We start from the raw sequence: 12,418 nt of genomic DNA, 5'->3' as shown, positions 1-12,418 counted from the left end.
CCCATCATCGCGGTCTATGGGGTCAACGATATGGCACCGTGGGGACACATGTATGTCAATCCTGGTCTAACAGAGCCATAAAATAAGCTGATACATGTTTGGGATAACTGCCCACATCAGCTGCAATTCGCTATCCACAGCAATTAGCCCCGCAACGAAGCGCCATGCACAAGCTTTTACAGTTCAATCACTGCGTCGCAAGCCTCAAGCAAATCAGAATCGTGCGAAACAACAATTACGATATGGTTCCTTTTCTTCTGCTGCAGAATATCAATGAGCGCTGACCTGCTCGCTCCGTCAAGCGCCGACGTCGGTTCATCGAATAACATGACGGGTGAGTCCTTAAGCAATACGCGAATAATTGCAATCTTCTGCTTCTCACCACCCGATATATTATGGTTTTGTTCGTCCAGCACCCCATCAAGACCTTTGGGAAGTGTTGAGACCAGTTTGGTCAAACCAAACTGGTCTACAAGTCGCCCGACTTCAAGAACTGGATAATTATCGCCCGCGAGTAGCGTCAGATTCTCTCTGAGTGTTCCGTTAACGACATCGGGTTCTTGCTCGGCAATACCAACGACATACGAACGTAGATTTATAGAATCAATCTGGCCCAAATCGACATCGTCATAAGCGATAGTCCCAACGTAATCATCGGGGTACAAACCAGCTATGCCATCGAGAAGCGTGCTTTTCCCGCTTCCATTTGCGCCTGACACGCCGTATAAGACACCTCGATTAAACGAGATGAGCTTTGGATAATCTATGATTCGATCGGTATCAGGGCGACAAATCGACAGGCCCTTGCACACAAGTGAAACAGGAGAACCAATGCGGACAGAACCGTTCGCATCTTCATCCATTGCCCAAAGGCGCTTAAGGCGTTGGGCGCTCACCTTGCTCGACTGGTAGCTTTTGCCCCAAGAAAGCAAATTCACCAGAGCAGAATTGGCGCTCGAATAATAGCTCAATGCCGTCAGCAGAAAACCAACCGGCATTTTGCCTGCGACAATCTCACAGCCTCCAATCGCGAGCAAACAGAACTGCGCAAAGGAAAAAATCAACTGATTCGCAAGTTCGAACCGTGATCCGGCTTTTTGGTTAGCCAATATAGCTGGATAAAGACCATCGAAAGCCTTCTGCAGCCTCAAGGAATAGAAATCGAATAATGAATGGCGACGAAGAAAGGATACGCTCTCCAGCTGGCTCTGGAGAGTCCCATAGAAAGCAGCGGTCTTTTCTTGAAACTCAAAGCCTCGATTGAACAGCAGCCCGCTAAACAATCGATAAACTACTGCCCCCGTAACGATGCAGGCTAGACAAGCAATCGCCATCGCATTGTTTATATTCATCAACATAATCAAGGAACAAATAATCGTTGCAACACCGCCAATGATATTTGACGCCGATGTTATTCCGAATATTATGAGATCGTTTGAATCGTGATTGATTTGCTGATTATAATAGCCCGCATCAAATCCGATGAAAAACTTCCGGGGCAAACGCTTGACGTGTTCAAGTGTGTCAGCGTTAAGTTGATATCCTGCATGCGCTTGAAGGTCGACATAGATTAGGGAAGTCCAATAGGACAATACCGACCCCACAATGGCGACCACGCCAATCGCGAAAACACATAAGACTAGCGTCCGCAAACTAATACCGAGCCCATTTTTTGCCGCCAGCACATTTACAGTCAGCCCCAACAAATATGGTTCAGCAAGGCTGCACAGCTGAGACAAGACATCGAGAAGCAGATAGACATAAAGCCTTGGCTTATGGAGGAGATATATCTTCCAAAATCTAAACATCGTGATCTGCCTTATGCGAATACTGATAATTACAAGCCAATCGCATTCTCTGCCTGGCATTGAACTTAACGCTCGCGCATTTTCTCTGGCCCTCCATGGCGGCGTGGGGACATCCGCCCATACAAGCCGGAAACATTACACACTCGCCACATACTGGGTCGTTTGGTAAATACTCCATCCATTTCAAATAGTTCGAATTAGCTTTCACACCTTCTCGAACATTTCCAACGGCGCACTCGCCCTTGCCAACCTCATCCCAACATTTAAAAAGTCTACCAAGCGGATCGATGACAAACGAATTAAGAGAAACCGCACAGCAGACACTTGGTTCATACGGCGTTAACGGAATAACGTTGAATCCGCGCTCGCTAGCTTTATCCATAAAGAACGTCTCAACTTGAGAGAACCCACGCTGAGAGAAACAATGAATGTCATTTGCGCAAGTATCGTTAACATTGTCGACCGCAGCAAGATAAATCGCGACTTTACCGCGAAGCCCTTTAGCGTCAAGCTCGTCAAGCAACGCATCGACCTCTTTGCTATTGGACTCATCGACATTCACGCGAATGGTAATCTGAAGAACATCGGCACATGAGATGATATTGTCGATAATGGCATCATATGTCGGACAACCGTCAGCCGGGACCCTCCGCGAATCATGATCCCTCTTTGAGCCATCAATAGTGATTTGAACCGAACCGACCTGACAATCAGCAAGCTTCTGAGCAATTTCTCGCGTCAGGAGATATCCGTTCGTTACCATTCCGGCAGAATAAGTAGCGCCTGGCCTAATCGCCCCTCTCAGTTCTTTTGTCAGTCGCTCGATCATGTCCACACAGAGTAGGGGTTCTCCTCCATACCAGTCAACGTGAAGATCGCTGATCCCAGGATAGCCGGAACGCACGAATTCTGCGATATCCGTCATTGTCTCTTCTGACATAGTGGGGTGCGAGCAGCCCTTTTCATAGCAGTAGGGGCACCTAAAATTGCATGCCAGCGTTGGAGCAATCGTCAGTCCTAAATAGTCATTTGCAAACCTTGCCGACAAACTCTCAAGCATCAGCATTCGCCGCTCGTCAACATCGTCATCTACCAACATGCCACCCATCTTAAGGGCCTCTTCAAAATCACCATCCAGGGCGGCGACGCCCTTGCGATATAAATTCAGCTCATTCGTGTGCGCAGCGTCAAGGTCGAGAACGCCACCAGACTGGGTATTGTAGATAGTGATACCGTTCGCATCATTCTCTTCAATAACGTTAAATTCAGACTCTTTCATTTATATGCTCCGTTTTCTGATAGCGCCCTTGATAGCCCAACAAAGTCCGAGGATGACAATGGGAACGACTGTTGCCAGCGCTACAAATAGCAACGTCCCCGGCACGATGAATTGAATTGGCCGCGGGGACGCAAGGGTCGCCAGCCATGTCAAGTGCAGTGGCATATTTGGATTCCCGTACCCCAAATAAAGCAGCAGGATGATGAACGATAGAACAAACGCGCCATTTCCAAAGAGCGAGATGGCTAGGACGAGCAGTAGGCATAACGTTGTGCAAATCAAGGCAGCAAGAGACAGCCGAAGAAGAAACTCTCCGATCATATCCATCGTCATTCCTATGCCACTCGCGCTTTGGACCGCACCAACGAGTATCGAAAAGAGAACAAAACCACCGACAAGCGTGACAATCGAGACAAGAGTCCTTGCAACCAACAACTGTACTGTTTTCATTCCCCTTGCATAGAAAACAAGCCATTGAGATCCCGTTATCGGAGTTCGAAACGCATCGCCGATGACGAGAACAGCAACAATAGGAAAGAACAGAGAATGGGCAAGCGGTGCCACAGCGGAAAGGTAGCGGGCTCCATCTTTAACGAGGTCTCCCGGAATTCCACTAAAACCGTATTGTGGGTTTGGGAAGAAGCCCATAACACCGTCGCCAAGCCAATCGCTCGTTCCGTAGGCTCTCCATGGTTCATAAGACACAGAATAAAGCAATGCGAGCACGAAACCTGCCGCAATCAGCAGAAGAGGCGCTTTGCTCTTCATAACTCGATAGGCTTCAGCCTTAATCATATCTTCGCAGCGCATTTCTACCCCCTCCTCGCTTTGATTCCCATGACCCCGAGCTGCAACGAAACAACGGTGCAAATAACAGAGAAAAGAATGATCTGATTAATGGCTAGGCCTTGAAAGCACAGATTTCCAAGATGGCGTAAGTATGGTCCGACTGAGAGCCACCAGGGAATTTGCGTCGATGCGTGATTGGAAAAGACCACCAGCGTATATTCATCGGAGGCGAGCAGCGTCCCGACCAACACCAACATAATGCTAAGCGGTGCATTTCTAAGTAAATAGAAAACTGCCATCGACTGAGCTACTAATGCAGCCAAAATAACATCAATCAAAAGCAACACGGGCAGGTATCTATCAAGAAACACCCGCCCATCCACATAGCAGCCAAGCGGAGATTTGAAGAGAGTAAATCCCGAAAACAGGTTGAACGCTATTGAAGTTGCAATCGTCAGAACAAGCCACTTTGCGACAACGGCCTTTGCTATACCCGTACCCTTTGCATACGTCACTTCAGAAGACCTGCTTTGATAATCCATCGCACAGGAAATAACAATGCATCCGACCAGAACGAAAAACCACTCGTAGGTCATGAATAGTGCCGTCCGAACCGCCGAACCAGCCGGGTCAGTCTTGTCGAGGATGTTCGCAAAGAAACCGATCTGTTTGCCGACTCCCCCTAAATCAGATGTTCCATAGGTCCCATACATATTTGGATTACAGACATCTTTAACAATCCAAATCCCCCAGATCAACAACACGAAATAGGCTGGATTTCTGAGCAACCGACGGGCTTCGCATCTAATCAGTCGCAGAAGTTGCATTATCTGCCTCCCCGATCAAATCCAAAAACCGCTTTTCCAGACTTCTGTCTTTATAGGAATTCTCTTCCTTAACGAGAAGTCGGCCTTGATGGAGAAAAGCGAAGGATGTCGCGACTTTCTCCAGTTCATCTAGGTTATGGCTTGAAATGAGCACCGTTTTATCCCTCCTGTCCTTTAACGACAGCAGAAGATCACGTACCTCGATCACGCCCACTGGATCGAGCCCGTTTATCGGTTCATCCATGATGAGCAATTGCGGGTTGCCCAGTAGAGCCGTTCCGATATCCAGACGACGCTTCATGCCGAGAGAGTATTGTTTTACCGATGCATCCGCTGCATTTTCTAGACCAACGGCAGCGAGCACTCGATTGACTTCACTTTTTGGCAGCCCCCACTCAATACAGCGTGAGGTCAAGTTTTCTCGCCCGGTTAAGTTCAAGAATGCCCCACAGCCGTCAGGGACGAATCCGATGTTTCTGCGCGCTCTTGCCAGACCCGTTCTCCCAGACTCGCCGAAAAAACTGATTGAGCCTTTCGTTGCTTTAAGCAAGCCAAGAAGAGTATCGATCAATGTACTCTTCCCTGCGCCGTTCTCCCCAACGAGAGCGCACACTTCGCCCTCATCTATATCAAATGAAACATCAGACAACGCCCAGTTTTTGCCGTAGCGCTTTGATAGATCCTTGATTGAAATCGCATTACCCATGTCTCATGAACCTCATTAAAAAAGGCAGCGCGGCCGACGGATGGCAGTTATCGACCACGCTGCTTACCCTCTGCTGTCTTAACCAGCATTAACGTTCGCGTTGCTAGAAATGAACATATACGCCAAAACAGCTACAGCGCGAACACGGGTGGTAATTGCGGCAGCCACCGCCACCACCCTGCACGTTGCAGCACGGATCAATTACCCAGTTCATAATTACCTCCTTTCGATTTATCGTCTGTTTTAATACGCTGTTATCGTATATCGATAATCTAATGATTTCAAGAACTATTTTCAAATAAATTAAGGCTCCTACCGATCGTTTCAGTAGGAGCCTTGCATGTATACGTGTTTGTATTCTTGTCTTCTTATTCTGTTTTGTTATTCCTTAGAAAGATCTACTACGTAAACCTCTGTGGGCAATATCTCGGAGGGGTCGGGATTGCGTCTTTGCAAAATCTTATTCCGCGCACGCGCGATGGTAAGTTCCTCAAGTTCTATTTCACTCACGCGACGGATCAAATCTCCCGGCTGACAATCCAACTCAACACAGATATCAAGCAATGTCTTCAAGCGTATGGCTTTGATTTTTGCATTACGGATTTTAGAAATGTTAGCTGGCGTATGCCCAGTCGCTCTTATTAGATCGGCATTTGTTTTCCCGGTCTTAAGCAAAAGCGTCTCAACCTCAATAATGAGATAATCCATGGTCAATCACCTAGACCAAATCATCGGACTGGGACTGCAAAAGCGCCCCATAGCGCCAGAAGATCGACAAAGCGAAAGCGACCATCATTGCAATGATGGATCCCACATCCAAAGTGATGCCTGAGTCACCAATCTGAAGGAGAGCGGAATTCATACGACAGCTCAACATACAATTGCCCATCATTTTTTTTAAATCGCTGCCAATCTGTAGAGAGCCCATCACGGCATTGATTGCAAATAGGCAGGCAATAACGGCAATCATCCGTGCATGTCGGATAGTAAAAGGCGATTGACGACGGGCGACATCGAAGCTAATGCTTGACAATGTAAACTCCCCTGCCAGGAGCAAAACCGCCCATAGCGCCAAGTTTGGGAGCGCGATGCTGCCGCCCTCACCAAGCTCAACGACCCCTTCGATTACCACTGCGCCATTCAAAATACTTTGGCATGCAACAACAAGTGCCGAACCAAAGACGGCGATAGTAGCGATGGCTATAAGCACCAACACGGCACAAAGAACTATTCCGATTTTTCTCATGTTATCGAACGACATCTCAATTTTTTGAGCGCTATTCGCCATAGTAACTCCTTTTGCCATCCAGCAGTACTTTTTCAATTATTTTATCGTTACTGGAAACTCTTCTCCACAAGAAATGGGGGCGCTTCCTTATCGGAAACGCCCCCGTTATACAGGGCATGTTAATCCCTACAGCGCGCCAGAACCGGCTTGCATCATGCCGCCGGGGCCCGAGGTCACGCCGCTGCTCACAGGCGCGGCGTTTCCGGTGTGCGGTGCCGCCGGAGCGGTATCGCCACCGAGCGTGCCCGCCGGACGCGGTGCCGGGATCTCGCCCGTGCCATGGCTAAAGACAAACTTGCCATCGGCCACGTCGCACAGGACGGTATCGCCACAGCCCCACTCGCCGGCCAAAAGCTCCTCGGACAGCGGATCCTCGATGAGCTTTTGAATTGCACGGCGCAGCGGACGCGCACCGTTGGTGAGGTCGGTGCCCTCCGCCACGATCTTGTCATAGGCCGCATCGGTGAGCTTGATGTTCATGCCGTTGGCAATCAAACGCTGACGCAGGTCGTCCACCAGCAGGTGCGCGATCTTGGTCAGGTTTTCGCCCGAAAGCTTCTGGAACACCACGATGTCGTCGATACGGTTGAGCAGCTCGGGGCGGAACAGGCGCTTGAGCTCGCCCATCGCGCGACCACGGATCTCACTCGAGGTGAGGCCCTGCTCGCCGGTGGTGCCAAAGCCAACGCTTGCATCCTGTGCAATCTCGCGGGCGCCCACGTTGGATGTCATGATGATCACGGTGTTGCGGAAGTCAACCGTCTTGCCCTGGCTATCGGTCAGACGGCCCTCCTCCAGCACCTGCAGCAGGATGTTGAAGATGTCGGGGTGCGCCTTCTCGATCTCGTCGAACAGCACGACCGAGTACGGGTGGCGACGAACGGCCTTGGTGAGCTGGCCACCCTCGTCGTGACCGACGTAACCCGGAGGGCTACCGATGAGCTTGGAGACCTCGAACTCGCTTCCGAACTCGGACATGTCGAAGCTGATGAGCGCATCCTTGCTGCCAAAGAGGTACTCGGCGAGCGTCTTGGCGAGCTCGGTCTTGCCCGTGCCAGTGGGACCCAGGAAGATAAAGCTGCCGCCTGGGCGACGCGGATCCTTGAGCGGCGAGCGGCTGCGGCGCACGGCCTTGGCAACTGCCTCGACAGCCTCATCCTGACCGATGATGCGCATCTTGAGCACGCTTTCGGTTTGCAGCAGGCGACGGCTCTCGCTCTCGGTAAGCGAGGACACCGGCACGCCCGAAGTCACGGACACGATGTCGGCGATCTGGCTCACGTCGATGGTGAGCGGGCTGGCGTCGAGCTCGGCCGTCCAGGCGGCCTTGGCCTCGGCGAGCTCAATCTCGGCAGCCTTCTGCTGCTCGGTGATCTCGGCGGCCTTGTTCATGTCGTCGCTCTCGGTGGCCTCCTGCGCGGCGGCCTTGAGCTTCTCAATGCGATGCTCGGCCTCACGCACCGGCTCGGGCGCGCGATTCGCGGCGATACGAGCGCGGGCACCGGCCTCGTCGATGAGGTCGATGGCCTTATCGGGCAGGAAGCGATCCTGGATGTAGCGGTTGGAAAGGTTCGCGGCGGCCTCGATAGCACCCTGCGTATAGCGCACATGATGGTGTTCCTCGTAGCGCGGCTTGAGCGCGGTCAGGATCTTGACCGTGTCCTCGACGCTCGGCTCCTCGACATCGATGGTCTGGAAGCGACGCTCGAAGGCCGGGTCCTTGGTGAGGTACTTGCGGAATTCCTCGGCCGTGGTGGCGCCGATAATCTGGAAGGCACCGCGCGCGAGCACCGGCTTGAGCATGGAGCTCGCATCGATAGAACCCTCAGAAGAACCGGCACCGATGATGGTGTGCATCTCGTCGATAAACAGGATGACGTCGTCGGCTTCGGTTGCCTCCTGGATCACGTTCTTGAGGCGCTCCTCAAACTCGCCGCGATACTTGGCACCCGCCACGAGACCCGGCAGGTCGAGCGTCCAGATATTCTGGTTCATGAGGTTCTCGGGCACGTTGCCGGCTGCAATCTGCTGAGCCAAGCCCTCGACGATGGCCGTCTTGCCCACGCCGGGGTCGCCGAGAATGAGCGGGTTGTTCTTGGTGCGGCGCGAAAGAATTTCCATCATACGCTGGACTTCCTTTTCGCGACCAATTACAGGGTCGAGCTCGCCATCGCGCGCCTTCTGCGTGAGGTTGATTGCGAACTGCTTAAGCGTATCGGTGCCACTCCCCTTTTGCTGCGAGACATCCGAGCCGCTAAAGAACGGCAGGCCCGCGCCGGGACGACCGGCACCGGCGCTGGCGAGCGGGCGCTTCTTGTCCTGGTCCTTGGCGGTGAGTTTCTCGATAGCCTTTTTGATGGAGGCAGACGACACACCCAGGCGCATGAGGATATCCATGGCCATGCCGTTGCCCTCTTCGACGATGCCGATCAGCAGATGCTCGGTCGACACATAGGTCTGGTTGTTCTCGCGTGCCACGCGGAAGGAGCGCTCCATCACGCTAATGACGAGCGGCGTAAAGGCAAGCTTAGCGGCCTCGGTCTCCTCACTGGGCTCGGGAACCGTGGTCTGGACCTCTTTGAGCGTGTCCATGATGTCATCGTAGGAGATGTCGAGCGAACGCAGTGCCTCGGCGGCAATGCCCTCGTCCTCCTTGGCAAGCGCGAGCAGCAGGTGCTCGGTGCCCACCTTATTTGAATGAAGATCGAGCGCCTCTTGCTTGGCCATGGACATGACCTTACGCGCACGATCGGTAAAACGGTCTAACATGCTAGTTCCTCTTAGACGAGCTAGTTTTTTCAAACGCAAAGCGCCGCCCCGCGGCAGCGCTTTGGTCTCTTTACCCATATGGAGTATATGTTAACCGTTGGGACCTTTCCCGCCCGTAGCCGTGCGACAACGTCTACAAAAAAGGAATCGCCGGGTGCGGCGGGCGCTCTAGGTTAGAAGCTGTTGCCTAGCAGGCAGGTTCGACACCCATGTCCTCGGTAACGTCATTGACGGCATCGGCAACGGGAGCACCCGGCATGCGCACGAGCTCCATGTGCTGCTCTTCAAAGACGGTTCCCATGGGGAAGGCGCGGCGGAAGACAAAGCGAGCAACCGGACCGGCCACCAGCAGGTTCCAAGGCAGGGCCATAATAAAGTTGCGCGGAATGTTGATGAGCCACATCATCGGCAGCAGCTGCAGATTGGCAAGCGGGCCACCGGGCATGTGGAACAAGCCCTCGCACGCACCGTAGAACGACATGATGATGACCATAGGAACGACCATGCAGGAGCTAACGGCGAGCGTCATGGCAAGCGGCGAGCTCTTGCCCGGCGTGACCAAGTACTTAAAGGCGAAACCCTTGGCGAGCGGGCTGGCGACGAACCAGTCACAGCACATGGCAAAGACATAGGCAACGGGGAAGCCGAGCCACGTAGCGGCAACGACCTCGCCGTTGATGGCCCCGTGCTGCAGGGCAACGTTGTAGATGCTCATCCAGAGCACCATGCAAAAGCACATGATAAAGGTGAACAGCAGGCTCTCTCGTTTGTTGATAGGCATAAAGGGCATGGTCTTTTCTGTGTTGCGTTGCGGCGCCGCCAACAAAAACGGGCGGGCGAGATGGAGTTACTGGGACTTCATCTCGCCCGCCCGTGGTACGTGCGTCTGCGACTACTTATGTGGTGGAACCAGCCTAGCACGAAAACCCCGCGCTTCGTAAGCGTTGAGTTTATGAAGATGCAGGGCACCAATAATCCCCCGACCCCATAAGTTGCGGTGGAATACGGACTGTTTTGACCCTTTAAGCAGCAATTCAGTCCCTATTTCACCGCAACTCATTTGGTGCAAAGTAACCTGTCCCCCTTGCACCAATTAGCTGGTGTGGCGCCAGCGAGGGTCGGTGAGCGTACGCGCCACACCCAGACCAACGGGCAAAAACGCCACGATGAGCACTGCACGCACAAACCAGCCGAGCATATTGACCGTGTCGAAGGTGCACATGTAATACATCGAGCGATACAGATACAAGCCCGGCACCATAATGACAATCGATGGCACCGTGAGGGCAATGCGTGGGTAGGTGAGCTTGATTTCGGCTAAGCTCGCGAGCAGCCCCGATACCAGCGCGCCGATAAACGCTGCTGCCTCGGGAGGCATGCCCGCACTCAGGCCCAAGAAGGGAAACAGCGTCGGCGCATCGACGAGCGTGAGGCGCAAGGTATTAGACACGGCGCCGATGAGCCCTGCCGCCGCTGCCATCTTTACCGGACTGTTGAACATAACCGAGAATCCAAATACACCGATAAAGCTCATCAGTATGCGCAAGAGCGTAAGAGCCAACGGTGAGAGGCCGAGCGGGGCGAAGTCATCCGGCGCCAGCCCCACACACTCGGCAACCATCCAACCTACGAGGGTCGCCATCACAATAATCGATACGGCATATGAAAGGCGCTCGATACCGCTTCGCATGTCGAGCTTAGCGATGTCGAGGCCTGCCGTAATGAGCGGAAAGCCGGGAATCACAAAGAGCATGGCGCCGATATAGCCTTCTTGGTGCGACATTGCCCCCGGTATGACCTGGCCAAGGCCGAGCAATGCCAGCAGATACGAAACGCAAGCGAGCGCAACGCCGGTCGTCAGCGCGCTGAACTGACCAAGGCCTTGCTTGAGAATATGGGCGCGGGCAAAGTTGCCGACACCCGCGCCCACGAACGCGCAGGCCATCTCGATAGGGCCGCCGCCGAGCAAAAAGACGAAGGCGCCGCAAGCACAGGCCGCCGCAAGGCCCTGTTGCCAGGGAGCGTAATCGGGCTTTGAGCTCTCAACGGTCTTGAGCATCTCGTGGTACTCGTGCACGGTGAAGCGACGACCATAGGTCTCGATTTCCTTGAGGAAACTCTCCATCATCCAAATGCGATGGGTATTGACGCCCGTTGTGGGCAAGCTGACGACCTCGTTAAAGCAGTGGCCATCTTCGATGCAGGTACACTCAAACGATAGAAGACTCAAGTCAACATGGATGGTGACGCCGAGTACAGCGGCTACACGATTCATGGTATCGCGCACGCGCCAGGCACCTGTTCCGCTTGCCAGCATAAGCATGCCGGTGCGGCAGATGATGGATGATTTGTCGGTAAGTGGTGCATCGACGGCAAGCTCATCGCCCGCGGTCACGATCTGGCGCCAGTCAGTTTTCATATGGAGCGCGCCGGCACGGACACCATGGTGCATGGGGGCTCTCGAGAATAGCGAATCGGGGCGCGAAGGCTGTGGAGGCTCCGCTGATTCTCCCTCGTCCTCGTCGGGCCCTTCATCAACAAGGTCGAAAGCATCGAGCGCCGCCGGCTCGCGACGATCGATCAGCTCCTCGTCCTCGTCATCAAAGTAGTTGAACTGATCGAGCATGTCCTCTTCGATTGCGCGCTCGCTCGCGTCGTCCATATAGACGCTCCCTTCCTGCCGACTAACCCCCATCCTAGGCGGCAGCGGCTAAAGAAAACATAAAAGAGACGGCTGTCACACCAACTTAGTGCAAAGCAACCTGTCCCCCTGCACCAGTAACTTGACAAGGACTGTCCCCAAGTGTCGGCACAAAAGGAACGTCCCTAAGTGCCAGGATGACACCATAGGTTGAGTATAAGTCAGCGAGCGGGTCGCATTTGAGGCAAGGTGACGTGAAACGAAAGGGCGCTGACCTTCTGGTCGCGCCCTTGAAGTTGAACGTCAGATTG

10 protein-coding genes are annotated in these 12,418 nt (G+C 53.3%); all 10 read right to left on the bottom strand.

Annotation, left to right across the window (positions count from 1 at the left end):
- Positions 1-176: 176 nt before the first annotated feature.
- The 10 genes from I2D57_RS09300 to I2D57_RS09255 all read right to left on the bottom strand — a co-directional run bounded on the left by I2D57_RS09300 (position 177) and on the right by I2D57_RS09255 (position 12,128).
- Positions 177-1,808 (bottom strand): ATP-binding cassette domain-containing protein, encoded by a 1,632-nt coding sequence (locus I2D57_RS09300; RefSeq protein WP_195362278.1) that lies wholly within the window; start codon positions 1,806-1,808, stop codon positions 177-179.
- Entirely contained in the window at positions 1,801-3,087 is a 1,287-nt protein-coding gene (locus tag I2D57_RS09295; protein WP_195362277.1) for a radical SAM/SPASM domain-containing protein, read from the bottom strand. The genes I2D57_RS09300 and I2D57_RS09295 overlap by 8 nt, the downstream gene beginning before the upstream one ends.
- A complete protein-coding gene (locus tag I2D57_RS09290) occupies positions 3,088-3,897 on the bottom strand; it encodes a hypothetical protein (RefSeq protein WP_195362276.1) in 810 nt (269 codons plus the stop codon).
- 2 nt (positions 3,898-3,899) lie between these two features.
- Complete coding sequence (locus I2D57_RS09285) at positions 3,900-4,703, bottom strand: hypothetical protein (protein ID WP_195362275.1); 804 nt, start codon at positions 4,701-4,703, stop codon at positions 3,900-3,902.
- Complete coding sequence (locus tag I2D57_RS09280; protein WP_195362274.1) at positions 4,681-5,409, bottom strand: ABC transporter ATP-binding protein; 729 nt, start codon at positions 5,407-5,409, stop codon at positions 4,681-4,683. Before I2D57_RS09280 ends, I2D57_RS09285 begins: the two co-directional genes overlap by 23 nt.
- 381 nt (positions 5,410-5,790) lie before the next feature.
- A complete protein-coding gene (locus I2D57_RS09275; protein WP_117629262.1) occupies positions 5,791-6,117 on the bottom strand; it encodes a helix-turn-helix domain-containing protein in 327 nt (108 codons plus the stop codon).
- Between the two features lie 10 nt (positions 6,118-6,127).
- Positions 6,128-6,697, bottom strand: coding sequence for a hypothetical protein (locus I2D57_RS09270; RefSeq protein ID WP_195362273.1), 570 nt, complete (start codon positions 6,695-6,697; stop codon positions 6,128-6,130).
- 126 nt (positions 6,698-6,823) lie between these two features.
- Positions 6,824-9,466, bottom strand: coding sequence for an ATP-dependent Clp protease ATP-binding subunit (locus I2D57_RS09265; RefSeq protein WP_195362272.1), 2,643 nt, complete (start codon positions 9,464-9,466; stop codon positions 6,824-6,826).
- A 187-nt stretch (positions 9,467-9,653) separates the two neighbouring features.
- The gene (locus tag I2D57_RS09260; protein WP_195362271.1) at positions 9,654-10,247 is read right to left on the bottom strand and encodes a DUF2798 domain-containing protein; all 594 of its coding nucleotides are present in this window, start codon (positions 10,245-10,247) and stop codon (positions 9,654-9,656) included.
- Positions 10,248-10,559: 312 nt separating this feature from the next.
- On the bottom strand, positions 10,560-12,128 hold the full coding sequence (locus tag I2D57_RS09255; RefSeq protein WP_229055743.1) for a threonine/serine exporter family protein: 1,569 nt from the start codon (positions 12,126-12,128) through the stop codon (positions 10,560-10,562).
- Positions 12,129-12,418: the final 290 nt, after the last annotated feature.

It is taken from the genome of Collinsella aerofaciens (genome assembly GCF_015553355.1).
Lineage (GTDB): Bacteria > Actinomycetota > Coriobacteriia > Coriobacteriales > Coriobacteriaceae > Collinsella > Collinsella aerofaciens_V.
Note: the sequence above shows the minus strand (reverse complement) of the source record. Positions and strands in the feature narration are given on the sequence as shown.